Origin of the sequence: Senegalimassilia faecalis (genome assembly GCF_004135645.1) — a bacterium.
Lineage (GTDB): Bacteria > Actinomycetota > Coriobacteriia > Coriobacteriales > Eggerthellaceae > Senegalimassilia > Senegalimassilia faecalis.
In genome coordinates this window covers 613,915-637,808 of sequence record NZ_SDPW01000001.1, presented here as the reverse complement: position 1 = coordinate 637,808, position 23,894 = coordinate 613,915, and the positions used below count along the sequence as shown (strand labels likewise).

Below are 23,894 nucleotides of genomic sequence, written 5' to 3'. Positions count from 1 at the left end.
AGCCATGGGGGCGCAGACCGAGAACAGCGAGCTTATCAAGCGGACGTTCGGCAAGTACCTTGCCATGTCCATCCTCATCACGTTGTCGGCAACGCTCGGCATGATGATCGACAACGTCATCGCCGGCAACTTGTTGGGGTCGGGCGCGGTGGCCGCCATCGGCATGTCGCTGTCCGTGTTCATGCTGTTCTCGGGGTGCGCCGGCATCCTTGAGACGGGCGCGGTGGCCCTGTGCGCCCGGGCGCTTGGCAACCGCGACGCCGAGCGCGTGAACGTGCTGTTCAGCGTGTCGCTGTTCGCGGCGGTGGTCGTGGGCGTGGCGCTGTCGGTAGGCGGCGTGACCGGTGCCGATGCGCTGGCCACGTTGCTGGGCGCCGCGTCGGGGCAGCTTCATGCCGACACGGCGGCGTACTTGAGCGGCATCTGCTCCGGCGCGTTCGCCATCGTGCTGCTGCAGCTGCTCATGGGCTTCACGCGCCTGGACAACGCGCCGCAGTTGGGCATCGCGGCCATCGTCGGCATGAGCGTATGCGATGTGGTGTTCAACCTGGTTGCGGTGTGCGTGCTTGACCTGGGCCTGCGCGGCATGGGGCTGGCTACGGCGCTGGCGTACTGCGTGGCGGTTGCCGTGTGCTGCACGCATTTCGCCAGCAAGGGCAATACGCTGCGGTGGGTGAACCCCTTGCCGCATGTGCGTCAGCTCGGCGGCGTGCTGAAAACGGGCCTGCCCGATTCGCTCACGCGCGCCACCGTCATGCTGCGCACGTTCGTGTTCAACTGGCTGCTGCTCGTGGTCGCCTCGTCCGCCGCGGTGGCGGCGCTGTCCATGCTGTCGTCGGTGAACTCGTTCGCCTCGTCGGTGACCATCGGCGTGGGCCAGACGGCCACGCTTTTATGCGGCATCTTCTTCGGCGAAGAAGACCGTGCGGCGCTGAAGGGCACGCTGCGCACCGGCATGCGCATGGGGCTTGCGCTGTCGTGCGTGCTGTGCGCGGCGGTGTTCGTCTTCGCGCCCCAGGTGGTGGGCCTGTTCGGCTTGGAGGGCGACGCCGAGGCGTTCGGCGTGGTGGCCGTCCGCGCGTTCATCCTGTGCGTGCCCATCGACCTTGTCAACCAGCTGTTCGTCAACTACTACCAGGGCACGGGCAACGTGCGCGCCGCAAGCGCCATCGCGGTAGGGCAATCGGGCCTGTTCGCGGTGCTGTTCGCGCTCGGCACCGTGTGGTTCTGGGGCGCCACGGCGGTGTGGGCGTCGTTTTTGGTGGGCGAGGCCATCACGCTGGTGTTGCAGCTGATCGTGGCCTGCGTGCTGTGGAGGCGCAGAGGTGGCGCCGCGGGCGCGCCTGGCGAGGCAAGCGAAGACGCGGCGGCGAACGCTTCTGGCAGGGTGACCCTGCTAGACAAGATGATGTACCTGCCGGCGGGGTTTCAGGCGGATTGGCGTGCATCCGCGTCGTTTACGTGCAAACCCACCAACGAAGGCGTGGTTGCCTGCTCGCAGCAGGTGGCGCAATGGTGCGAGCAGCACGAGGTGGACGGGCGACGGTGCTATCTGGTGCCACTGGCGGTTGAGGAGATGACCGGCAACGCGGTTGCGCACGGCTTCGCCAAAACGAAGCGCCCGGCCATTGACGTGAAGCTTATCCTGAAGCGCGATGGCACGCTTGTGCTGCGCCTGCGTGACAACGGCACGGCGTTCAACCCTATGGACCTGGACCTTTCGGCGGTCGACGAGTGCTCGGCTGTGGGCATTCGCATGCTGCGCCAAGGCGTGCGCGGTGTGGAGTACCAGAATACGGTGGGCCTGAACAACGTGGTGGTCACGCTGCCGGGCGCATAGCTGCCTTTTCCGCAACTGTTGAGTGCGGGCGAAAGCAACGCGAAAGGCCGGTGACCTGCTGTGCAGGCGCCGGCCTTTTCGTTTGTTTACCTGCAAGCTTGTATTCATATTAAAATAATTCTCAAAAGGGTATTATTCCCAATTGACGAGCATACCGGTTTGCGAATACTATAGTCATCAACGCATAAAGCGCATCGCCGCTGCATGCGGGAGCAATCCAACAACAGGTAAGAAGGGGAAGCAATGAAGAAGCAACTTCGCGTTGTAGTCGCGGCCGTATGCGCGTTCGCCATGGTCGGCGCTTTCGCTCTGACAGGCTGCTCGTCTAACAACAGCAGCTCTACGGAGCAGAAGTCCGACTCCACCCAGACCGAGCAGTCCGCCGACAACAACAAGGAGCAGGTCGAGCTGCAGGTGTTCGCCGCTAACTCGCTGTCGAAGGCCATGGAAGAGGTTGAGGCCGCCTACATCGCCGACGGTCACACCAACGTGTCTTTCGCCGACACGCAGTACAAGGCTTCCGGCGAGCTCAACGAGATGCTGGGCGCCGGTTCCTACGCTGACCTGCTGATCAGCGCTTCGAAGGGTTCCATGGACACCGCTGCGGAGAAGGGCTACGTTGACAGCTCCACGCGCGTCGACATGTTCAAGAACGACCTCGTGATGGTTTCCAAGGAGGGCACCGACCTCAAGGACGTCACGCTGCAGGACATCGCTGACGGCAAGTACACGTTCTGCGTGGGCGACGAGTCCGTGCCGGCCGGCAACTACGCCTGCCAGTCCCTGTCCACCGTGGGTGTGTACCTGCCGCCGGCGTCCGACGAGGGCAAGACGGGCAAGGACGTCTCCGGCAAGGGCGGCACCTTCGCTGACGGCTACGCTCCGGTTCTCGACACCTCCGTGGGCAACGTGTGCAAGCATGCGCAGTCCGGCGACGTTGACGTTGCGTTCGTGTACACCTCCGACGTGTACCGCTTCGGCGGCGTGCAGATCGTGGGCACCGTGCCGGCTGACACGCACAAGAACATCGTGTACCCCGGCGCCATCACCTCGAACTGCAAGAACGCTGAGGCCACCCAGGAGTTCCTGGATTGGTGCCTGAGCAGCGACAAGGCGCAGGAGATTTGGCAGAAGTGGGGCTTCGAGCTGGCCTAAGCTTTTAAGCTTTGCAGCTTGAGCACGCTGTCTCAACAACAAACGCATGGGAGGGGATGGGCTGATTGCGGCCCATCCTCTTATCGCCTAAGGATGGTTTTATGACCAAAAGGGGAAAACGCGCGAAGCGATTTATCGCAAGCCTTGCTGTGGCTTGCGCGCTTGCTTTCGCTGCGGCGTTGCCCGCCCTCGCCGACGATGCGCTCGGCGATGTGGATACGCCGGCGGCAGGTGCGAAGGCGCAAACGTCCGCTGCATCCGGTGCGCAGTCGTCGGGCGAGGTGGACACGTCGGCGGTGCAGGTGTCGAAAGACGGGGATGCCGCCGCGCTTGACGGCAGCAGTTTTGCGATAAGCGATTTCTCGCGAGCGCAGAAGGGGTCCAACCGCAGCATCGATGGGGAATACCGCGGCTATGCGTATCTGATCGGCCAGGGCTCGGGTCAGGTGGCGCAGCTTGTTGCCGTTGATGATTACGTGGTGGCCTACATCCCGCAGAAGATGGCGCAGGAGCGCAGCATCGATTTTTCCGATTCGCAAACCGTCGATGCGTTGAAAAAGCTGTTCTGCGCGCTTGATGCGGGGCAGTCGTCTGGCTCGGTGCCGCTGACCAACATTTCCACGTGGTATTTCACCGCGCAGCAAACTTACGCGGTGGGTGCGGTTCGCTTCCAGTTCGACCAGGACATATCCGGCAAAACGTATGCGCTGGTCATCGGCGCCGATGGCAGCGACATCACCGACAGCGAGAACGCGAACTACGCCAAACCTTCGTTCGCCGACTTCGGCGTTATCGCGCCCGCCGACTCGGTTACCATCACGGCTGCTCCCACGGGTCTGGCCGCTATGAGCGAGTTTTTGCAGAACCTGGATTGGAGCCCGCTGTGGGTAAGCTTGCGCACCACGGGCATCGCCATCGTGTTCATCGTGATCTTGGGGCTGTTGGCGGCGTACTTCTGCCTGAACCTCAGCCCGCGCGTGAAAAGCATCTTCGACGCCATCTTCACCATCCCCATGGTGCTGCCGCCGACGGTGTGCGGCTTCATCTTGCTGTTTCTGTGCGGCTCGAACACGGCGTTTGGCCGTTTTTGGATAGAAACGGGCTTCCCGCTGATTTTCAGCCCCACGGCGTGCGTCATCGCCGCGGTGGTGGTGGCGTTCCCCCTTATGTACCGCAACGCGCTTGGCGCGTTCGAAAGCCTTGACCGCAACATGCTCGATGCCGCCCGCACGCTGGGTTGGTCGAACGCGAAGATTTTCGTGCGCCTGATGCTGCCGCTTTCGTGGTCGAGCATCGCCGCCGGCATGGTGCTGGCGTTCGCGCGCGCCCTGGGCGAGTTCGGCGCCACGCTGTTCATGGCGGGCAACTACGTGGGCATCACGCGCACCATCCCCATCGCCATCTACTTCGAGTGGATGAACGGCAACAGCGACGTCGCCTGGTTCTGGACGGCCGTCATCATCGTGTTCTCCCTGGTGGTCATCGTGTTCATCAACCTGTGGAGCGGGCACACCACCAAGTACCGCAAGCGTTCGGAGTAAATCATGAGCCTTGAAGTAGACATCGAGAAGAAGTTCAAAGGGTTCCATCTGCAGTCGCAGTTCACTGCAGGCGACGAGACGATGGGTCTTCTGGGCGCATCGGGCTGCGGCAAAAGCCTGACGATGCGCTCTATCGCCGGCATTGAGCGTCCGGACGCGGGCAAGATCGTGGTAAACGGCACGGTGTTCTTCGACCGCGCGCCGGGCAAGAAAGCGCGCGTAGACCTGACGCCGCAGCAGCGCAAAACCGCCTTGCTGTTCCAGAACTACATGTTGTTCCCCAACCTGACCGTGGCGCAGAACGTGGCGGCCGGCATCCCGAAGGACGTGTCGCCGGCCGATCGCGACGCCATGGTGCAAGCGGAGCTGAAGCGCTTCGGCCTGTCGGGCTTCGAGAAGCGCTATCCCGTGCAGCTCTCCGGCGGCCAGCAGCAACGCGTGGCGCTTGCGCGCATGCTTGCGGCGCGTCCAGGCATTTTGATGCTCGACGAGCCGTTTTCCGCGCTCGACGCGCACCTGGAAAGCGTGCTCGAGCAGAACCTGGTCAGCCTGTTCGACGCGTTCCGCGGCACCATCCTGTACGTGTCGCACGACATCGACGAAGCGCTGCGCTTCTGCGACCGCATCGCCGTGGTGGAATCGGGGCACATCATGGAGATGGGCACGGGCGACGATTTGGTGAACCGCCCGCAAAGCCAGGCCGGCATCAAGCTGTCGGGCTGCAAGAACGCCACGCCGGCCGAGCGCGTGGACGCGCGCCGCGTATGGCTGCCAAAGTGGGGCGTTGAGGTGGAGACGGCCGCCGAGGTGCCCGAAGGGGTCAAGTGCCTGGGCGTGCGCGCGTTTTACCTGGAGCGCGCCGATGGCCCGGGCCGTAACTGCTTCCGTATGCGCGTCGACCGTGTGAGCGACTCGCGTTTCGAGCGCACGGTGCTTTTGGGCTTCTGCGACCGCAGCGAGAAGGCGGCGCCTGCCGTCGAGCGCACGGAAGACGAGATGAAGTACCTGCACCAGCATCTGTTTTGGCGCGTGGACAAGCTGAAGGTGAATGCCGCGCACTTGCCGCACGAGGGCGAGGAAGTGTGGATTCGTATTCCCGACGACAAGCTGTACCTGGTTGAGAAATAGGCAGCGAAGGCTTTGCGTGTAAGCGACGGCCTCCCATTTCTTGGACACGATTGCGGTGGCACGAGGCGGGAGGCTTTCGCTTTTCGTGGGCTGTGGGCGTGGATGCGGCTGGCGTTGTCTGGGCGGTGGTTGGCGGCTGAGGGCCTGTTTGCGAGGCGATTCGTGCGCTTCGCCGTTCGCTTCGGTGGGCGGTTGCGTTGATTCGGCGAGCAGCGTGTGGCAACTGTTACCCTCAAGGGCGCATTCGGCGCGCTCGTGGTACACTGAGGGCTCGAAATGAGAGGGGATTTCATGAAGGACGGACACGGTCGCACCATCGATTATCTGCGCATATCGCTGACGGACCGCTGCAATTACCGCTGCATCTACTGCATGCCCGAGCAGGGCGTGGAATCCATGTGCCATACCGACATCTTGCGCATCGAGGAGATTGCGCAGGTGGTGCGCGCGTTCGCGAAGCTGGGCATCCGCAGCGTGCGCCTGACCGGCGGCGAGCCGCTGGTGCGCAAAGGCGTGGTTGACCTGGTGCGCGACATCAACGAAACGCCGGGCATCAAGAATATCTCGCTGACCACGAACGGCGTGCTGCTGCCGCGCATGGCCGACCAGCTGCGCGAGGCGGGGCTTTCGCGCGTGAACATCTCGCTGGACACGCTTGACGCCGAGCAGTTCCACTTCATCACGCGGCGCGGGCAGCTGCAAGAGGCGCTTGACGGCATCGACGCGGCGCTTGCGGCGGGCTTCAACCCCGTGAAAATCAACGCCGTGGCCGTGCGCCAGCTGAATCAGGACTATTTGGCATTCGCAAAGCTGTCCATCGATCGCCCGCTGCATGTGCGCTTCATCGAGTATATGCCCGTGGGCGAAAGCTCGGGTTCGGACGGTTGCGGTTGGGGCCCCGACGACGTTATCTCGTGCGAAGAGCTGTACGAGCGCATCAACAAGGCCGCCCGTGCCGAAGGACTGCCCGAGCTGGTGCCGGCCGGGCAGCATCAGCCGCTGGGTTGGGGCCCGGCGCGCTATTTCGAGTTCCCCGGTGCAAAGGGCACGGTTGGGTTCATCAGCCCCATGAGCAGGCATTTCTGCGGGGAATGCAACCGTATGCGCCTAACGGCCGACGGCAAGCTGCGTCCGTGTTTGTTCAGCGACCGCGAATACGACGTGCGCAGCGTGCTGCGCAGCGGAAAGTCCGAAGCGGAAATCGAGCAGGACCTGGCCGCCGTGTTCCGCCTGGCGCTAGGCGCAAAGCCCGACGACCACGACGACATCACCGGCACGGAACGCCGCATGAGCCAAATCGGCGGCTAAGCGGTTCCGTTTGCCTGTCGGCAAACGGATTTACTCGACGCTGCAGCCGCCCGTGGCACGCCGTCTTTGCGCGAACCTGAAAACTCGCGTACCAAAGTACGCTTCGCCTTCACGTTCCCACGAATACGACGCACCACAGGCGCCCTCGCTGACTTTGGTGGCGTCCCTGATGTTCTTTGGGACAAAGGGAACAGTCCCTTTGTCCCACTAGTAGGAGTAAGCTGCGAAGCGATAAGACTTCGATCGGTTTTCGTTTTTAGGAGAACAGCTATGACTGAGCAGCAGCATTTGACGCATATCGACGAGAAGGGCGACGTGCGCATGGTGGACGTGTCCGATAAGGACATCACGAAGCGCGTGGCCGTGGCCGAGGGCTTCATCAGCATGCATCCCGACACGTTGGCGCTGATCGTCGAGGGCAAAGCGGCGAAGGGCGACGTGCTGGCGTGCGCGCGCGTGGCGGGCGTGATGGCCGCAAAGCAAACGAGCACGCTGATTCCCATGTGCCATCCGCTGAACATCACGAAGGCGAAGGTGGAGTGCGAGCCGGTGCACGAAGGCCAGCGCGAGGACGGCCGCGTGGGCATCCACGTGACCACCACCACGGGCGTCACGGGCAAAACGGGCATCGAGATGGAGGCGCTGACCGCGGCAAGCGTGGCGTGCCTGACCATTTACGATATGTGCAAAGCGGTTGACCGCGGCATGGAGATCATGGACGTGCGCCTGCTGCTGAAAGACGGCGGCAAGACGGGCTTGTGGAAGAGGTAGGAGCCTTGTCTTTGCTGGGGCGGGTGTTGTTGATTGCGAATCCGGCTGCGCAAAGCGGGGCGGGGGATGCAGCGGCTGATCGGGCGGCCGAGTTGCTGCGCGCTGCGCTGGGCGCCGATGCGGTAACGGTTGCGCGCACGGCGGGGCCGCGTCATGCGTGCGCGCTTGCGAAGGCGGCTGACGGGGCCGACACCGTGGTGGCGCTGGGCGGCGATGGCGTTATCCACGAGGTGGTGAACGGCCTGATGGCGCTGCCTGTTGTTGCGCGTCCGCAGCTTGGCGTGATTCCCGTGGGCTCCGGCAACGACTATGCGCGTGCTCTGGGCATTCCGGCGCAGGTTGACAAAGCTTGCGCGCGTCTGCTGCACGCGAAGGTGCGCCCTGTTGATATCGGCTGCGTCAACGGCGAGTTCTTCGCCGAAACGCTGTCGTTTGGACTTGACGCCGCTATTGCGCTTGACACCATGGAGCGTCGCAAGCGCACGGGCAAAAGCGGCACGGTGCTGTACATGGCAAGCGGGTTTGACCAGCTGTTCCATCACCTTGATGAGCGCGTTTACCGCTTGCAGCTTGACGATGGCCCGGTTATGCAGGGCGCGTCCATCACGTTCGCCGTGCAAATGGGGCCGTACTACGGTGGCGGATTTCGCATTTGCCCCGATGCAAGCTTGGACGACGGGCTGTTCGACTTGTGCATCAGCAATCCGCCCATCGGGCCGGTGGGTGCTGCGGCTATTTTCCTTCGCGCGAAAAACGGCAACCACGTTTCGTCGCCGCGCATGGAGTTTCACCAGGCGCGCAAGATGCGCGTCGAGTTCGACGAAATGCCGCCCGCGCAGGTGGACGGCGAACGCATCGAGGCAAGCGTGTTCGAGGCCGAAGTGATGCCCGCCGCGCTGCGCGTGCTGCAATAACCTGCGGTTCACTAGGGCCGATGGCGGGGGCGGGGCAAGCACCATCAACGATGGAGCTAACGAATCGCCAGCGTTCCATTTTGGTTGCTTTCGCTTCGTTGCTCTGCTCTCGCTTCTGAGAGAAAAAGAGAAGGACCCCGTGGGGTCCTTCGTTTATTTGCGGAGCTTTTTCAGCACGAAGTAGCAGATGAGGGCACCGATAGTAGCGGCTATGGTGTCGACAAGCCAGTCCATGGGGTCGCAGCTGCGTCCGGGGGTGAATATCTGATGGAACTCGTCGGTGACGCCGTACACGCTTGAAAGCGCTGCGGCAATGGCGGGCGCCCATTTCGACAGCGCATCGATGGGCCGGGCCACCAGCAGCGCGCCGGCCGCACCTTCGGGTTTCAGATGGAATCGCAGCGCGTTGGCAAGCGCAGCGCCTAGGGCCAGGTATTCGCAGAAGTGCCCGACGGGGCTCACGTCAACTTCGCGGCCGAAAAGCGCAAGCGCTTGGACGGACAGCCATTCCTTGATTGCCGAGAAAATGCCCGTGTTGTGATCGATGTCGTTGCCGCTGCGGCTGGACATGTAGAAGATGAACGCTAGCATGAAGGCCACGACAATCCAGGAGATGATCGCGGCGGTTTTGCGGGAGAGGTGCCCGGTTTGGGGCTGCTGGACCGAGGAGGCGGGTGATGCGCCTTCGGGGTTTTGGGGTTTGGTTTCGTCTTTCATCATGCCGATGAGTCTAGCAAAGCGCTTCGGTTGCAGCGGCGCTAACCGAAGCGCTTCACGAAAGGCGCGAATTGCGAAGTCCCCTTGCCCACAACGAGGCCGGGTGGTGCGGACGGCTGCTGCTTGCCGGACGATCAGTGGCCGCTAGACTGCGACGTGATTGGCGAGCCGCCGAATCGTAAGCTGCGCCGCCCACAACCCGGCGCGCCGCTTGAGCCGCACGCCGGGTTACAGCTGGCGCAGCACGTTGACCATCTCGATGGCGCCCACGCCGCATTCGAAGCCCTTGTTGCCGGCTTTCGTGCCCGCGCGTTCGATAGCCTGCTCGATGGTGTCGACGGTCAGCACGCCCATCATCACGGGCACGCCCGTTTCCAGCTGCACCTGCGCGATGCCTTTCGACACTTCGTTGCACACCACGTCGTAGTGCGACGTTGCGCCGCGGATGACCGCGCCCAGGCAGATGACCGCGTCGTACTTGCCGCTTGCAGCCATGCGCTTGGCCGTGACGGGAATCTCGAATGCGCCAGGAACCCACGCCGCCGTGACGTCTTCCTCGGGCACGTTGTGACGACGCAGCGCATCCACCGCGCCGCCAAGCAGCTTGGCCGTGATGAACTCGTTGAAGCGGGCGCACACGACGCCCACCTTCATGCCCTCGTTGACAACGTTTCCTTCGATGATGTTGATGGCCATGATGAAATCCTTTCGTTTCGGTATAGGCGATGCTTATGCGAAGTTGACATGATGTTGCACGAAACACGTACAACATCGGTGTGTAAGCTAGTCTTCCAGATGCTCCAGCAGGTGCCCCATGCGGTGCGCCTTCGTCTGCAGATAGCGGCGGTCGTGCTCCTGCGGGGCAATCTCGATGGGCACGCGCTCGGAAATTTCCAGGTTGAAGCCCGAAAGCCCGTACACCTTGTCGGGGTTGTTCGTAAGCAGGCGTAGCGACTTGCAGCCCAAATTGCGCAGAATCTGCGCGCCGCTCCAGTATTCGCGCAGGTCAGGAGCGAACCCCAGCGCCTCGTTCGCCTCGACGGTGTCAAGCCCCTGCTCCTGCAGCTCATAGGCGCGCAGCTTGTTCATCAGCCCGATGCCGCGCCCTTCCTGGCGCATGTACAGAAGCACGCCGCGCCCTTCGGCCTCGATGGCCGCCAGCGCCGCATGCAGTTGCTCGCCGCAGTCGCAGCGCATCGAGCCGAACACGTCGCCGGTCAGGCACTCGGAATGCACGCGGCACAGCACGTCGCGCCCGTCGCCTAAGTCGCCCTTCACCAGCGCCACGTGCTCTTCGCCGGTGATGTCGTTTACGAACCCGTGCGCGGTGAACGTGCCGAACGCCGTGGGCAGCTGCACGCACGCCTGCTCGTGCATGTGGTTGTCGTGCGTGCGGCACCAGTCTTGCAGTTGCTTGATGGACACGATAACCAGGTTGCGCTGCCGTGCCAGCTCCATCAGCTCGGTCGTGCGCATCATGGTGCCATCTTCGCGCATGATCTCGCAGCACAGCCCGCACTGCTTCATGCCCGCGTGGCGCATCAGATCGACGGTGGCCTCGGTGTGCCCGTTGCGCTCAAGCACGCCGCCTGCTTTCGCCACCAGGGGAAACATGTGCCCGGGGCGACGGAAATCGCTGGGCTTGGCGTCGGGGTCAACGCACTTCATGGCCGTGATGGAACGCTCGGCGGCCGAAATGCCCGTGGTGGTGGACACGTGGTCGATACTGACGGTGAACGCCGTTTCGTGGTTGTCGGTGTTCTCGGAAACCATCTGCTCCAGGTTGAGCTTGTGTGCAATCTCGCTGCTCATCGGCATGCAGATAAGGCCCTTCGCCACGCTGGCCATCAGATTGACGTTTGCCTGGGTGGCGAATTCGGCAGCGCAGATGAGGTCGCCCTCGTTCTCGCGGTCGGGGTCGTCCACCACGATGATGACGTGGCCGGCGCGCAGCTCGTCAAGCGCTTCGGGAATGGTATTCATGCTCATGAGTGAGTCCTTTCAGGTGGGGAAGGCTAGAAGCCGTGTGCGGAAAGATAGGAGAGGGAAAGCGGCGAAGGGGAAGCGGACGCATTCGCTGCTTCGCGTTCTGCTGGCGTTGTACAAACTCCATGCAACAACCGTTGAACGTATTTGCCGACCACGTCGTTTTCCAGGTTCACCGCATCGCCCGGTTTGCGGTGCGAAAGCGTTGTCTGCTCGATGGTGTGGGGGATGATGGACACCTCGAACGCGTCGGCGGCAAGCTCGGCCACCGTCAGGCTGATGCCGTCGATGGCCACCGAGCCGCGCTGCACGATCAGCGCCATGATGCTCGCCGGCGCCTCGATGGCGAATCGCACGGCGTTTTGGTCGCGGCGGATGCGCCGGATGGTACCCGTGCCGTCGATGTGCCCCGACACGATGTGCCCGCCGAAGCGTCCATCGGCCGCCATGGCGCGCTCAAGGTTCACGGGGCTGCCGGCGCGCAGCGCGCCAAGGTTGGAGTGCGCAAGCGTTTGCGGCATGACGTCGGCGGTGAATCCGGCGGCGGAAACGGTGGTGGCGGTAAGACACACGCCGTTCACGGCGATGCTGTCGCCGACGTTCGTGCCGGCAAGCACGCGGGTGGCGGCGATTTCCAGCTGGCCCGCGCGGCCGGGCGAGGGCACGCGCACGATGCGCCCGAGCTCCTCTACGATGCCGGTGAACATGGTGCGCCTCCTTCCGCGGCAGACGCGTGCCAATCGTCGGCGGCTTTGCGCGCGATGCGCGTTTGGCTTGCCACGCGCGCGGCGCCCGCAGGTGCGAACATGAGCTTCACGTCGTCGCCGAGCACGTCGCTGGTTGCGCGGCCAAGCGCTACGGCATCGGCCATGCGCGGGGCGCCTTTCCCGGCCACGGGGCTGGGCGCCCCGGCGCCGCCGATGACTTTCGGCGCCACGTACACCACGGCCTCGTTGACGGCGCCGGCTTCGAAGAACGCCGCCAACACGCCGGCGCCGCCTTCCACCAGCAGCGAGTCGATGCCGCAGCTTCCCAGCATGGCAAGCAGATGGGAAACGGAAACGCGTCCGGCAGCGTCGGGGGCAACGGAAAAAACCTCGACCCCTCTGCTGGCCAGGCGCTTTGCCTTCGCAGCCTCGGGCGATGCCTCATCGGCTACGGGTGCGCACGTTGCAACGATAAGCGGAGCGGCGCCCTCGCTGCACGAGCGAACCAGCGCGCAGTCTTCGGGAATGCGCAGGCGCGAGTCAAGCACCACGCGCACGGGTTGGCTGCCAGGTGTGTCGCGGCGGCAGGTCAGCAGCGGGTCGTCGGCAAGCACGGTGCCGATGCCTACGCAGATGGCGGCAAGCCTATGGCGCAGTTCGTGAACGTCAACGCGCGCTTCGGGGCCAGTGATCCAGCGCGCATCGCCTGACGCGCAAGCGATTTTACCGTCGGCGCTCATGGCCCATTTTGCCACCACGTACGGCGTTTTGTGCGTGATGAAGTGGAAGAACACGGAGTTGAGTTCGTCGCACGCAGCGCGCAGCACGTCTGCGTCCACGCGGATGCCGGCGGCGCGCAGCGCTTCGCAGCCTTTGCCGGCTACGAGCGGGTTTGGGTCGCGGCTGCCCACCACCACGCGCGCGATGCCCGCTGCGATAAGCGCTTCGGTGCACGGCGGCTGCTTGCCGGTATGGCAGCAGGGTTCCAGCGTCACATACGCCGTGGCGCCTTGCGCGCATCCGTGCGCCGGGTCGTCGGGGTTGGCCGGTTGGCCGCTTGCGCCTTGCCCGCTGCGCAGCGGGCAGTCGGCCAGCGCGTTGCGCTCGGCATGCGCCTGCCCGTAGCGCTCGTGCCAGCCTTCGCCGATAACGCGCCCTTCGCGCACGATGACGCAGCCTACCAGCGGGTTCGGGCTCGTCCAACCAGCGCCGCGCCACGCCAGCTCGATAGCGCGGCGCATGAAGCGCACGTCATCGGCGTCGTGCTCGCAGCCGGCGCCTGCGCTATTCGCGAACGTCGATGGCTTGCCGCGCGCATCGTCGGCATCCGCAGCGTTCGCGTGCGCGTTCTGCCCACTGCCGGGCGCACATGCGTTGCCCGGCTGCTGCGTCAGCCCATCGCAAGCGGATGCTGCCACGGCTTCGCCAGCTGCGCTTTCGTTTCCTTTCTGGGGTTGAGGTTTCGTTATGCCTGCCATGCGTGCCCTTTCTCTCGTAGCCACCCTGCGAGGTCCAGGCATGAAAAACGCCCGCAGGGAATCTGCGGGCGTAAACAAGCAACGATGAGGTGCCCGGCCGGCGAAGTGAGCGCCGTGGGCATCGTTTAGTCGCGGAAAACCGCGGCGCGCACGCGGCTTGCCGGCCGCATGCGTTCGTGCTCCTGTTCTTCCATCCGGACTGTAACCGTTGGTCCTGGACTTTCACCAGATCAGCCAAGCAAGTTGCAACCCGCCGCCGAAACGGCGTTTGCGCAACCTGCTCGGGTTGCGGACTTCGCGGTGGCGCCTGAGCGCTTCGCGTTACCGCCAGTGAGGAATTGCACCTCGCCCTGAACAGATATCTTGGTTAGGCAGTATAGGCCTGCCTGCGCGGCTGCGCAAGCAGAAAGTTTGCCCGCGTTTGCAAATCGCCCGCTGCGCGCACACGTCGCAAACGAAACCATCGACCGTTTCGCCAGCGCAAACGCTGCTGCCAATCATCATGCGGTAGCAACAAAAACGGCACCCAAACGGGTGCCGTTTCGCAGTAAGCGGTTGCTGCGAACGCTAGTCTAAGCAAGCGCTGCAGTTCGTTTCGTCGCCGAACAGCAGGTCGTGCTCGGGGCCGGAAAGCGCGTCGCGGGCCTGGTCGCGCAAGTTGTTCATGCCCGACAGGAACTGGCGATACAAAATGAGCGTCAGGTAGCGGCCCATGCACGTGAGCGTCAGCTCCTGCGCGTTGTCGGTCTCAAATGCGCGGTGCGCGCGGAAAAACGCCATTTCCGCAGGCAAAAGCGTTTCGATGCTCTGGCCGAACTGCTGCTTGAAGTCCTGCTTGTCCAGGCGCAGCTGATACAGGTGCAGCAGGAAGTAGTAGCGCGCCAGATCGCGCTTCGACATGATGCATTTACCCATGATGGACATGTGCCCGGCTTCGATGGCCTCGTTGTACTCCTGCAGGCTGAACGTGTTCACGTACAGCGCGCCGTTGAGGTGCGTGATCGAGCCGCTGCCGATGCCGGGGTATTCGTTGTAGGCCACCTGCAGCTCTTCGGCGTACAGGTTCGTGTCGTGACCGCCGTCGTGGTTTAGGCGGTTGAACGTCCAGATGGTGTCGCGGCTGAAAAACGGCTGGTCACCGCCGGTAAGCACGCCGTCAAGAATCTGGTAGTAGCGGTACTCGCGGTTGTAATCCATGTTGCCAAGCGACTTCTCCATCTTGCGCGTGGTGGCGCTGGAAACGTACAGTGGGCTGAACGTGGTCTGTCGCGCACCGCACGCCACGATCTTCTCCAGGTCGTCAAACAGGATGTCTTCAGTTTGATTCGGGAAGTTGAAGATCATGTCGACGTTGATGGAGTCGAAATATGGCGCCGCAAGCCCAATGCGCTCGAAAATCTCTTCGCCGCTGCCGTACTTCTTGTAACGATCCATCTGCTTGAGCAGGTCGTTATTGAAGCTTTGCACGCCCACGGACAGGCGTTGCACGCGGCCTTTCAGCTCAGAAAGCCACGGGTCGGTCAGGTGGTTCGGGTTCGTTTCCACGCCCACTTCCTTGATGTGGAAGTTGTCGCGGGCCAAGTCGATGGTCTCGCACAGCTCGTCAAGCAGGATGGTGGGGGTGCCGCCGCCGAAGTACAGCGTTTCGAAATCCCAGCCGCGTTCTTTGAGCATCATCATCTCGCGGCGCAAGTTCTTGAAGTACGTGCGGGCGATGTCCTCGTGGAACACGTAGCGGTTGAAGCTGCAGTACGGGCACAGGACCTGGCAAAACGGCACGTGCAGGTACAGCATGTACTTCATGCCCGGTTTCGGGTTGGGGAAGAATCTCTCGTCAGTCGGCTGAAGGTCGAGATGACGCTTGGTCATCTCCTTGACCAGGTTCGTCAAAAATCGTTCGGAAAGCATGAGCGCCCCTTACGCGTCGTCGCTTTGTATTCGGTGAAAGACCATTCTAGCCATTCGAGCGGAAAAGCAAGGTTACGGTAAAGTAAACGAAAACGACGAACACAATTGCGCTCGCCGATGCTTACGCGCCGTCTGCGGGTGACGTCTAAACCGTTCGCCGATGTCAAGCTGACGAAAGCTTGATGGGCTTCGGCTGCAGCTAGTCATGTGCGGCGCGGTTTTGCCCAATCAGGCGAGGTTATTCGCGTTGCTTTCGGCGTTCTTGCGGCGGTTTTGCATGCCGGCGAGGCGGGGTTTCGCGAAAGCCTACCCTTTCTCTTCCAGGCCAAAATGCGGTATAGTGGTCTTTCCGTGAACTTTTGTGCGGGCGCACAAATTCCCGGGATGAAATTCGGTTCGAGAAGGGGAAAGCCACATGGACTTCAACGCATGGCTTGTCGACGTCACCGGCGAAATCGACGGCTTCATGTACACGTATATCCTGCTTATCCTGCTGGTAGCAGTGGGCGTGTACTTCACCATCCGCACGAAAGGCGTGCAGATTCGCTTCATCAAGGACATGTTCAAGCAGCTGACCGAGAAGAAGCACGTGGAGGGCGAGCGCTCCATTTCATCGTTCCAGGCGCTGATGGTGTCCACCGCCAGCCGCGTGGGCACGGGCAACATCGCCGGCGTGGCCACGGCCATTGCCACGGGCGGTCCGGGCGCCGTGTTCTGGATGTGGCTCATGGCGCTGGTGGGCGCGGCTTCGGCGTTCGTGGAGTCCACGCTGGCGCAGATCTGGAAGGTGCGCGGCATCGACGGCGAGTTCCGCGGCGGCCCGGCTTACTATATTCATCAGGCGCTTGGCAGCCACAAGCTTGGCGTGCTGTTCAGCGTGTTGCTGATCTTGTGCTTCGCGTTCGGCTTCAACGGCCTGCAGGCGTTCAACGCGTGCAGCGCGCTTGAATACTACATCCCCGATTACGCCACGAACGGCGTTGCGGCGGCGGCGGGCCTGGCGTTGGTGGTGTTCACGGCCGGCGTCATCTTCGGCGGCTCGAAGCGCATCAGCGTTATCACATCCATCATCGTGCCCGTCATGGCCATTGCCTACATTGCCATTGCGCTGTGGACCACCATCTCCAACATCACGTGGCTGCCCGCCGTGTTCGGCCTGATGTTCGAAAGCGCGTTCGACTTCCAGTCCATCTTCGGCGGTTTCGCCGGCTCGGTGGTTATGCTGGGCATCAAGCGCGGCCTGTACTCGAACGAGGCCGGCATGGGTTCTGCCCCGAACGCCGCCGCAACGGCCAGCGTGTCACACCCGGTGAAGCAGGGCCTGGTGCAAAGCCTGTCCGTGTACATTGACACGCTGCTTATCTGCACGTGCTCGGCCATGATGGTGCTGGTGTTCTACGTGCAAGATCCCGCCGCGGCCGCTGGTCTGAATGGCATGCCGCTGGTGCAGATGGCCGTGAACAACGCCGTGGGCCCCATCGGCATCCACTTCATCACGTTCGCCATCTTCATGTTCGCGTACTCCAGCCTTATCGGCAATTACTTCTACGCCGAGTCGAACTTCCGCTTCATCAAGAACGACAGCAAAACCGCGCTGGTCATCTTCCGCCTGGCGTGCTTGGCCGTCATCTTCTACGGTGCGGTGAACAGCTTCGATCTGGCTTGGAACCTGGCCGACATCTTCATGGGCCTCATGGCCATCATGAACCTGATTGCCATCCTGCTTCTGGGCAAGTGGGCGCTGGCTGCGCTGAAGGATTACTCCGAGCAGCGCGCGGCCGGCAAAGACCCGGTGTTTTTGGCCGATAGCATCCCGGGCCTGCCGAAAACCGAGTGCTGGCATCTTGAGGAAGTGAAGGACTTCGGTGAGGCTCCGGTGAAGGAATACTTTGAGGAAGCCGTCGACGTCGAGGTTGACAAGGCGTAAACCGTAACAACGTTGCAACAACGAAGCGCCGCCGGGCAATGCAGCCCGGCGGCGCTTTTGCGTATGGTGCGCTTTGGTTTCTAGAACAGCGAGATTTGCTGGGGTTCGGTGGCGTATTCGCAGGCAACTTCGTCATCGAGGAATTCGATCTCGTGCGACTCCCATTGTTTGATGGGCGCCACGAAATTCGTGCCGTCCTGCCAAAACACCAGGTTGGCGCCCACCATGCCCGCGCAAACGCCGGCGCACACGTCGGTGGTGTTCCAATCGTCGGGCAGCTGCATGGCGTACGCGTCGGGCGAGGGGCCGCCGAAATAGTACGGCGACAGGTCAAGCGGGTCCTCGGGGCAAAAGCCTGCTTGCGCCACGGCGTCGACGTCTTCCACGCGCGCAACCGCATCCGCAAGCTCGCGGCAGGCGGCGTCGAACGAATACGGCGTATCGGCAAGCAGCTTGGCCTTCAACGACGCGCGCATGGTCTCGGCCACGCCGTCGCAGGCGCACAGCGCCGCCTCAAGCGCGCGGGCGTCGTCGGCGCAGGTGAAGCACCCCGCCACGCGGGCAGCGCGTGCGCCCTGCTCAAGCAGCCGCTCGATGCCGCGCATTTCGCTGGAAATGCCCGCTTTCACGTAACCGGGCGCGAAATACGCCAGGTACACGTAGTGCGGCGTCTGGTTGTAGGCGCGTTGTTGCGGCGAGACGTAGCTGCTGAAGTAGAACGATGGGTTGAAGCCGGTGGCCTCGATGCACGCCGGGCACATGTCCTCTTTGCTGTCGGGCAATAGCTCCACGTCAAGCGGGCAGACGCTTTTCTCGTACGTTTCCAGGTCAAAGCGGCCAATGCAATGCCGACGCGGGAGCTTGCGCAGCGAGAACGTCCGCCCGAGTATGGGCACGTAGTTCACGGTGCCTTCGGTCAGGTCGTTGACGGTAAGGTAAGGGCCGTCGGCGCTGAAGCCGTATCCGGCCAGGATGACGCTATGATTTGCGAACAGGTTCGACATGGGCTTCCTTTCGGCGCGCGCGGGCAAGGCCTTTCGCGGGCGTATGCCGCGTGGTCGCCTGCGTAACGGGTTTCGCGTGTATCATAGCGCGGTGCCAGTGACAAAAAATGCGTTTTTGCGAGTTAATCCCCCTCGTTTTCGGGGTGCGGGGCATTCGCTTGCCCGTGGAAGGTGCGGTCGTTACGCCATAGCTTGCGTTGGAGACATCGGCAGAAGCGCGCCCAAGGTTTACTACTCGCAAAAACAAACTTTTTGACAGCAGGAAGCCCGGAAGTGGGCTTGTAATGCTCTCTGTGTAAGCCTCAAGGAAGGTACCAACAGGCGCAACGGGCTACACGCCCCCTGCGGCGCCTTTGCGAGATCTCAGCAAAGGCGCCTTTTCGTTCTTGGCGGTCGTTTAGTTCAAAGTGAAAGGTACTGCGACGTTGCGCTCGCCGTTCGCGCCGAAGCCGATGGCTGGATTTTTACCGGTGAAGGCGGCATCGCTTATTTCCCAATAGGCGTTCATCTGCGCCGATTCGCCCGGGGCAAGCGTCAGCATGTCATTGCCAAGCCACCCGAGCACCGTGCCGTCTTCCTTTGTCACCTCGTACATAAGCGGGTGCGCCGCGTCAAATGCCTCATAAAACAGTGAGTTGCCCTCAATTTTGCCAATACCGAACGCACTGGAAATTCGTAAAACCTTGGTCTCGCTGGACGTATTCGATACCAGGAAACTGGCTTTCACGACGCTCGCGCCGTCGCTCGGCGTAAGGTCATCGTTCAAGCTGAATCCGCAGAGCTGCAACACGATTCGATTCCAATAGGCAAGCGGGGCCATGCGTGCAATTTCGGTGTGGGCAATTTGGGTTCCCTCGGGAAGGCCTTTGACCGTTTCTATACCGACGTCGGTAATCGCAAGCGAGGGGCTGTCTTCTCGGGCGGTGAACGGATCTTCGTCTGGCTTGCCCGTGTTGACGTTCGCGTAAGTCATGAACGACCGGCCGTTTTCTACGATCTCAACGCCGTATCCTTCACTCCAGAAGTCTTCGCCGTAGTCTTGCGAAAACAGCGTGGGGTCGTCTATTACGTTTTCGTATTCGTTTACGGGTTCGTCTGCAAAGGGAAAGGCCTCGTCACTCGACGACACTACTTCGCCATACACCGTGCGCACGACAAACTCGTCATCGGGCACCTTGCTAGCGTTATCGAGCAGGGTCGGTTCGATTTCGAGCGTGGCCAACCCATCGGGGTCTTCAGCGTTCCACTTCGCGGCGAAGTCGCCCGCATGCAGCTCAATGACCTGGGTTGACGTGCGGCCGTCATCGAACGTTACCGTTATGGTGAGTTCCGCCCCTTCGAACGCGTTAGCGATGGCATCAAGCTCTGGGTCGCTGGAGTCATCCTTTTCGCTCTTGTCGTCAAGGTCGAGCGGGTCATTAGTCCACAGCCCGAAATATGCCTGCGAGTCTCCTTCGCTGTAGTCGAGCTCGGCGGTTTGCCCCAGTCGCTTCGATGTTTGAACTTGATAGGTTTTGTTTGGGTCGTCTTTGGCCAGGCCGTCATCCATGATGCCCGTCGATACCATGTCGTACATTCCCAGCGCATCGCCAATTCCGCGCTTCATTGGCTTCCAGCTTGCTGCCTCCGCCAAAAGCTCTGCGTCGGTGGCGTAGGTGGCGTTTTGCACGTCGTAACGGTACAGCATGCCCTTCGAGATGTGCGCCTGCACGGTTTTCACGCCTTCGGCCTCTACTCGGAATAGGCATCCGGTGTAGCTGCCGTTCGTGTCGTATTCCGCCGTTGCAAGTGCGGTATCGCTTGCTCGCGAGAATACGATCATGCCGTTGTCGCCTATGGCAAGCGGCGTTTGCGTGCCCGATGCGTATGCCTTGACCGTGAAATCCAAGTTCGTCGCAGCCACGATGCCGTTTGGCGCCGACGCGTTCGCGTTATCGGCGTTGCTGTTGGCGACATGCGCTGCTCCGAAGCCCAATGCGGCAACGGCAAGGCATGCAGCTGCTGCATAGAACGGGACGCGCTTACGCGAAACAGCACGCAGGGGGCGTGATTGACAAGTGCGCTCGTCAAGGGATTTTCGTGCATTGGCGACGGAAGCTTCGTCGTCGAAAGCGCGAAGCGTTCTTTCCAGAATCGCTTCAGGCGCCTCTACCTTGAGCTGCGTGGCGCGGTAGAGGTTTTTCAAATGCTCGTTTTCGTTCATCGTGCGCCTCCATTGTTGGGGGATGCCTTTAAGTCTGGGAATGTCGTGCAAGGCTTTTCGCTTGGCGTCGCTGTGGGCTGTGGTCCACCGCAAGGCGAGAGACGCGCCTCCTCGGGCCGCTCTGCCGTGCCCTTATTGCCGCTTTCGTTTTCAGATGGAACGGTTGCTTGGCCTTTTTTCCGAACTTTTGTATCGGCCTGACGAAGTTGCCCTTTCATCGCTATGCGGGCCCTGCGCAAATGGCTCCGTACCGTGGCGGGACGCAGACCCAACATTTGAGCAATCTCGCCCGTTGCATAGCCTTCGAAATAGTGCAGGTGTACTGCCGTTCGCTGCTCTGGAGAAAGCGCAGACATCGCTTCGTCTATCGCGCTTTCCTGTGCGTTTCGCTCGAGGGGCGCGGCGCTCTTGTCAGCCACGTCGTAGTCCTTCGGAATAGAGCCGACCTTCGTTTTCCACGCGCTTCTTTGCAGGTCGATGCACGCGTTGATGCACACGCGCAAAAGCCACGCCTTTTCGTGAGACTCGTCGGAAAACGTTTTCCCAGATACGAAATATCGTAGAAAGGTCGTCTGAAACACGTCTTCCGCATCGGCCTTGTTGCGCATGCGAGCGAAAGCCAAGCGATACACCGCATTGCCGTGCGCCCTCATTGCCTGGGCACATTTTTGTTTTTGTGCGTCTTGATTCTGTTGCATACCATTCCTTGCTGTTGGTGCGATCGCGCTGTTTAAGTCGACACCTGATACACGATTCGAACCACATTCTTGTTGCGCATGTCGAAAAAGTGAGCAAAAGTGGCAAAAGTTATCGATAGCGGGGCAGTATGGCTATATCGATGGCAAAAGCGCTACCGGGTCGGGTGGGCGAAGACGCGCGACCAGCTGCTGCGCGGCGAGTCTATCAGGGCCAGGATGGGCCCATCCTGAGATGACTTGCATAGACTGCTCGACAAGCCTGTGTCGGTGACAAAAAGTGCGTTTTTGCGAGTTAATCCCCCTCGTTTTCGGAGTGCGGGGCATTCGCTTGCTCGTGGAAGGTGCGGTCGTTACGCCAAAGCTTGCGTTGGGGACATCGACAGAAGCGCGCCTAAGATTTGCTGCTCGCAAAAACGAACTTTTTGGCAGCAGGAAGCCCGGAAGCCCTCAGGTTTTACCGCCTTGCTGTTGCGCACTGGGTGCCGCGTCCCGGGAATCGTAAATTAATCGTCAAACGTGTTGCTTTATCACTCTACTGTGCTAAAGTATCGAACAACGAACGCACCAGGCGGGTCGTTCCTGGTCGCTCGTGGACGAACGACCGACCGATAAACGAACGGTTGCTGAACGAATCGCCGGCGGGTGGCATCATGCGCTAGGGTGGAAGGACGCGCGTCTTTGGCACAAAGAGAAGGCGCGCGATTAGGAGCGATTAATCTTGCGCAGGCCGAAGCGTACGAGTTTTCGGACTTGCGCGGTTTTGCTTGCGGGCCGCTGCCTGCAAGCGTGGGTAACGAAAGGTAGGGACATTCGCATGAACTACGTGACGCCTTCGGGCTTTCGCGACGTGCTGACCGACGAGGCGGTGCTGCGCGAGCAGGCTGCCCAGGCGGTGCAGGCGAACATGGCGGCGAAGGGCTATCTGCCCGTGGAAACGCCCACGCTCGAGGTGATGAACGTGCTGCAGGCCGGCGGTCGCATTCCCGGCACGCCGTTCAAGCTGTTCGACGCGCGCGGCGATCTTCTGGCCATGCGCCCCGACGTCACGTTGCAGATCGCGCGCATGTGCGCCACGCGCCTGGCCGGCCAGCCCGGACCGTTCCGCTTCCGCTACATGCAGCGCGTGTTTCGCGAGGCGGAAGGTCAAACGCAGGCCGAGCCGCGCGAGACCACGCAGATGGGCGTCGAGCTTATCGGCGAAGCGGGCGCGGCGGCCGACGCCGAGGTCGTGGGGCTGCTGGCCGAGTCGCTTGAGCTGGCCGGTGTGCGCGATTTCAAGATCGCGCTTGCTTCGGTAAGCGTCTTGCGCGCGCTGCTGGCAACCTGCGGCGCGCCCGAAAGTTGGCGCGCTGCCGTGCTCGATGCGTACCACACTTCCAACTTCGTCACGCTCGACGAGCTGACCATAGGCGCTGGCGCGCAGGGCGTGCCGCCGGTGTTTGCCCAGGTCATCGACAAGCTTGCGCGCATTCGCGGCGGGCGCGAGGCCATCGCCGAGGTGCGCTCGCTTGTGGCGCCGCTTGGGTGCGAAAGCGGGTTGGACAGCCTGGAGCGCGCCTACGACCTGATGGAGCAGGCGGGCCTGGCCGACAGCATCCAGGTGGATTTCTCCGTCATGAGCAGCTTCGACTACTACACGGGCATCGTGTTCGAAGCCTATGCACCGGGCTTGGGCGTGCCGCTGGGAAGCGGCGGGCGCTACGACAACACCATCGGCGCATACGGCGAAGGTCGCCCCGCCGCCGGCTTCGCGTTCTTCCTGGAACGCGCCATGGCCGCTGCGGCGCAGGCCGACGAGCGCGCCGCCGCCGGCAGCGCCACCCGCCCGCTGCGCATCGCCGTGCCGAAGGGGTCGCTCAACGCCGACTCCATCGCGTGTTTGGCAGCGTGCGGCCTTGACGTCACCGGCCTTGACAACCCCGGCCGCCAGCTCATCATTCGCAATCCCGGCGTGGAGTACATCATCGTGCGCCCTTCCGACGCACCGGCGTTCGTGGAGCTTGGCGCGGCCGACTGCGGTATCTGCGGCGAAGATTCCCTGGTGGAAGCGCAGCCCGATGTGGTGGAGCTTGCCGACCTGAAGTTCGGCGCCTGCCGCTTCATCGTGGCCGAGCCGGCTGGCGCCGCGGAGAAAACCGCCGAGCACTATCGCCGCCTGGGCTCCATCCGCATTGCCACGAAATACCCCAACATCACGCGCGCCCACTACGCGAAAACGGGCACGCAGGTGGAGATCGTGAAACTGCACGGAAACATCGAGCTGGCACCATTGACGGGGCTGGCCGAGCGCATCGTCGACATCACGGCCACCGGCACCACGCTGCGCGAGAACAACCTCGTCATTGTGGAAGACGTGCTGGCATCCACGGCCCGCTTCTTCGCGAACGGCACGTCCATGCGCACCGACCCGCGCATCGTCGAGCTGGCCGATGCCATGCGCGCCGGCGCCGCCGAGGGCAAGTGGGAGGCCACGGTCATCGCTGGCGGCGTGCAATCGCCGGCCGAGCCGCAAAGCTAGCAAGCCCCGCCGCCGCGCCGCGGGACCGCCGAAAAGGAAACGGTGGGCCGCAGCCGCGCTTGGCGCTACCATAGCAACGCGCGCTTTTGCG

General features: G+C 62.3%; 18 protein-coding genes and 1 riboswitch. Of the genes, 9 read left to right on the top strand and 9 right to left on the bottom strand.

Annotation, left to right across the window (positions count from 1 at the left end):
* Window positions 1–4 precede the first annotated feature (4 nt).
* The 7 genes from ET524_RS02835 to ET524_RS02805 all read left to right on the top strand — a co-directional run bounded on the left by ET524_RS02835 (window position 5) and on the right by ET524_RS02805 (window position 8,657).
* Complete coding sequence (locus ET524_RS02835; RefSeq protein WP_129423242.1) at window positions 5–1,840, top strand: MATE family efflux transporter; 1,836 nt, start codon at window positions 5–7, stop codon at window positions 1,838–1,840.
* A gap of 243 nt (window positions 1,841–2,083) precedes the next feature.
* A complete protein-coding gene (locus tag ET524_RS02830) occupies window positions 2,084–2,995 on the top strand; it encodes a molybdate ABC transporter substrate-binding protein (RefSeq protein WP_129423241.1) in 912 nt (303 codons plus the stop codon).
* A gap of 101 nt (window positions 2,996–3,096) precedes the next feature.
* On the top strand, window positions 3,097–4,536 hold the full coding sequence (gene modB / locus ET524_RS02825) for a molybdate ABC transporter permease subunit (RefSeq protein ID WP_129423240.1): 1,440 nt from the start codon (window positions 3,097–3,099) through the stop codon (window positions 4,534–4,536).
* Window positions 4,537–4,539: 3 nt separating this feature from the next.
* Window positions 4,540–5,664, top strand: coding sequence for a sulfate/molybdate ABC transporter ATP-binding protein (locus ET524_RS02820; RefSeq protein WP_129423239.1), 1,125 nt, complete (start codon window positions 4,540–4,542; stop codon window positions 5,662–5,664).
* Between the two features lie 291 nt (window positions 5,665–5,955).
* Window positions 5,956–6,972, top strand: coding sequence for a GTP 3',8-cyclase MoaA (gene moaA / locus ET524_RS02815; protein ID WP_129423238.1), 1,017 nt, complete (start codon window positions 5,956–5,958; stop codon window positions 6,970–6,972).
* 270 nt (window positions 6,973–7,242) lie between these two features.
* Complete coding sequence (gene moaC / locus ET524_RS02810; RefSeq protein WP_129423237.1) at window positions 7,243–7,743, top strand: cyclic pyranopterin monophosphate synthase MoaC; 501 nt, start codon at window positions 7,243–7,245, stop codon at window positions 7,741–7,743.
* On the top strand, window positions 7,731–8,657 hold the full coding sequence (locus ET524_RS02805) for a diacylglycerol/lipid kinase family protein (protein WP_236648240.1): 927 nt from the start codon (window positions 7,731–7,733) through the stop codon (window positions 8,655–8,657). The genes moaC and ET524_RS02805 overlap by 13 nt, the downstream gene beginning before the upstream one ends.
* A 153-nt stretch (window positions 8,658–8,810) precedes the next feature.
* On the opposite strand, the gene ET524_RS02800 is transcribed toward ET524_RS02805, so the two are convergent.
* The 6 genes from ET524_RS02800 to ET524_RS02775 all read right to left on the bottom strand — a co-directional run bounded on the left by ET524_RS02800 (window position 8,811) and on the right by ET524_RS02775 (window position 15,453).
* Window positions 8,811–9,377, bottom strand: a complete 567-nt coding sequence (locus ET524_RS02800; RefSeq protein ID WP_201738626.1) for a VanZ family protein — start codon at window positions 9,375–9,377, stop codon at window positions 8,811–8,813.
* Between the two features lie 225 nt (window positions 9,378–9,602).
* Window positions 9,603–10,070, bottom strand: a complete 468-nt coding sequence (ribH, locus tag ET524_RS02795; protein ID WP_330853304.1) for a 6,7-dimethyl-8-ribityllumazine synthase — start codon at window positions 10,068–10,070, stop codon at window positions 9,603–9,605.
* An 87-nt stretch (window positions 10,071–10,157) separates the two neighbouring features.
* The gene (locus ET524_RS02790; RefSeq protein ID WP_129423236.1) at window positions 10,158–11,363 is read right to left on the bottom strand and encodes a bifunctional 3,4-dihydroxy-2-butanone-4-phosphate synthase/GTP cyclohydrolase II; all 1,206 of its coding nucleotides are present in this window, start codon (window positions 11,361–11,363) and stop codon (window positions 10,158–10,160) included.
* A 26-nt stretch (window positions 11,364–11,389) separates the two neighbouring features.
* The gene (locus tag ET524_RS02785) at window positions 11,390–12,067 is read right to left on the bottom strand and encodes a riboflavin synthase (protein ID WP_129423235.1); all 678 of its coding nucleotides are present in this window, start codon (window positions 12,065–12,067) and stop codon (window positions 11,390–11,392) included.
* A complete protein-coding gene (gene ribD, locus ET524_RS02780; RefSeq protein ID WP_201738625.1) occupies window positions 12,049–13,545 on the bottom strand; it encodes a bifunctional diaminohydroxyphosphoribosylaminopyrimidine deaminase/5-amino-6-(5-phosphoribosylamino)uracil reductase RibD in 1,497 nt (498 codons plus the stop codon). The genes ET524_RS02785 and ribD overlap by 19 nt, the downstream gene beginning before the upstream one ends.
* A 178-nt stretch (window positions 13,546–13,723) precedes the next feature.
* A riboswitch (FMN riboswitch) is annotated at window positions 13,724–13,907 on the bottom strand.
* A gap of 205 nt (window positions 13,908–14,112) precedes the next feature.
* The gene (locus ET524_RS02775; RefSeq protein ID WP_129423234.1) at window positions 14,113–15,453 is read right to left on the bottom strand and encodes a coproporphyrinogen III oxidase family protein; all 1,341 of its coding nucleotides are present in this window, start codon (window positions 15,451–15,453) and stop codon (window positions 14,113–14,115) included.
* Window positions 15,454–15,868: 415 nt separating this feature from the next.
* On the opposite strand from ET524_RS02775, the gene ET524_RS02770 reads away from it, so the two are divergent.
* Window positions 15,869–17,380, top strand: a complete 1,512-nt coding sequence (locus ET524_RS02770) for an alanine/glycine:cation symporter family protein (RefSeq protein WP_129423233.1) — start codon at window positions 15,869–15,871, stop codon at window positions 17,378–17,380.
* Window positions 17,381–17,460: 80 nt separating this feature from the next.
* On the opposite strand, the gene ET524_RS02765 is transcribed toward ET524_RS02770, so the two are convergent.
* The 3 genes from ET524_RS02765 to ET524_RS02755 all read right to left on the bottom strand — a co-directional run bounded on the left by ET524_RS02765 (window position 17,461) and on the right by ET524_RS02755 (window position 21,285).
* Window positions 17,461–18,384, bottom strand: a complete 924-nt coding sequence (locus tag ET524_RS02765) for a DUF2797 domain-containing protein (RefSeq protein WP_129423232.1) — start codon at window positions 18,382–18,384, stop codon at window positions 17,461–17,463.
* Window positions 18,385–18,781: 397 nt separating this feature from the next.
* Window positions 18,782–20,587 carry a hypothetical protein gene (locus tag ET524_RS02760; RefSeq protein ID WP_129423231.1) on the bottom strand — a complete coding sequence of 602 codons (1,806 nt, stop codon included), beginning with the start codon at window positions 20,585–20,587 and terminating at the stop codon, window positions 18,782–18,784.
* Window positions 20,584–21,285 (bottom strand): RNA polymerase sigma factor, encoded by a 702-nt coding sequence (locus tag ET524_RS02755; RefSeq protein ID WP_129423230.1) that lies wholly within the window; start codon window positions 21,283–21,285, stop codon window positions 20,584–20,586. The genes ET524_RS02760 and ET524_RS02755 overlap by 4 nt, the downstream gene beginning before the upstream one ends.
* An 814-nt stretch (window positions 21,286–22,099) precedes the next feature.
* Between ET524_RS02755 and hisG the strand changes: the two genes are divergently transcribed.
* The gene (gene hisG / locus ET524_RS02750; protein WP_129423229.1) at window positions 22,100–23,803 is read left to right on the top strand and encodes an ATP phosphoribosyltransferase; all 1,704 of its coding nucleotides are present in this window, start codon (window positions 22,100–22,102) and stop codon (window positions 23,801–23,803) included.
* Window positions 23,804–23,894 lie beyond the last annotated feature (91 nt).

Bases quoted from the DNA above. Each gene is read 5' to 3' on its own strand.
- ET524_RS02775 (WP_129423234.1), bottom strand. From the start codon at position 15,453: ATGCTTTCCGAACGATTTTTGACGAACCTGGTCAAGGAGATGACCAAG.
- moaC (WP_129423237.1), top strand. From the start codon at position 7,243: ATGACTGAGCAGCAGCATTTGACGCATATCGACGAGAAGGGCGACGTG.
- ET524_RS02820 (WP_129423239.1), top strand. From the start codon at position 4,540: ATGAGCCTTGAAGTAGACATCGAGAAGAAGTTCAAAGGGTTCCATCTG.
- moaA (WP_129423238.1), top strand. From the start codon at position 5,956: ATGAAGGACGGACACGGTCGCACCATCGATTATCTGCGCATATCGCTG.
- hisG (WP_129423229.1), top strand. From the start codon at position 22,100: ATGAACTACGTGACGCCTTCGGGCTTTCGCGACGTGCTGACCGACGAG.
- ET524_RS02770 (WP_129423233.1), top strand. From the start codon at position 15,869: ATGGACTTCAACGCATGGCTTGTCGACGTCACCGGCGAAATCGACGGC.
- ET524_RS02760 (WP_129423231.1), bottom strand. From the start codon at position 20,587: ATGAACGAAAACGAGCATTTGAAAAACCTCTACCGCGCCACGCAGCTC.
- ET524_RS02765 (WP_129423232.1), bottom strand. From the start codon at position 18,384: ATGTCGAACCTGTTCGCAAATCATAGCGTCATCCTGGCCGGATACGGC.
- ET524_RS02835 (WP_129423242.1), top strand. From the start codon at position 5: ATGGGGGCGCAGACCGAGAACAGCGAGCTTATCAAGCGGACGTTCGGC.
- ET524_RS02755 (WP_129423230.1), bottom strand. From the start codon at position 21,285: ATGCAACAGAATCAAGACGCACAAAAACAAAAATGTGCCCAGGCAATG.
- ET524_RS02800 (WP_201738626.1), bottom strand. From the start codon at position 9,377: ATGATGAAAGACGAAACCAAACCCCAAAACCCCGAAGGCGCATCACCC.
- ET524_RS02790 (WP_129423236.1), bottom strand. From the start codon at position 11,363: ATGAGCATGAATACCATTCCCGAAGCGCTTGACGAGCTGCGCGCCGGC.
- modB (WP_129423240.1), top strand. From the start codon at position 3,097: ATGACCAAAAGGGGAAAACGCGCGAAGCGATTTATCGCAAGCCTTGCT.
- ribD (WP_201738625.1), bottom strand. From the start codon at position 13,545: ATGGCAGGCATAACGAAACCTCAACCCCAGAAAGGAAACGAAAGCGCA.
- ET524_RS02830 (WP_129423241.1), top strand. From the start codon at position 2,084: ATGAAGAAGCAACTTCGCGTTGTAGTCGCGGCCGTATGCGCGTTCGCC.
- ribH (WP_330853304.1), bottom strand. From the start codon at position 10,070: ATGGCCATCAACATCATCGAAGGAAACGTTGTCAACGAGGGCATGAAG.
- ET524_RS02785 (WP_129423235.1), bottom strand. From the start codon at position 12,067: ATGTTCACCGGCATCGTAGAGGAGCTCGGGCGCATCGTGCGCGTGCCC.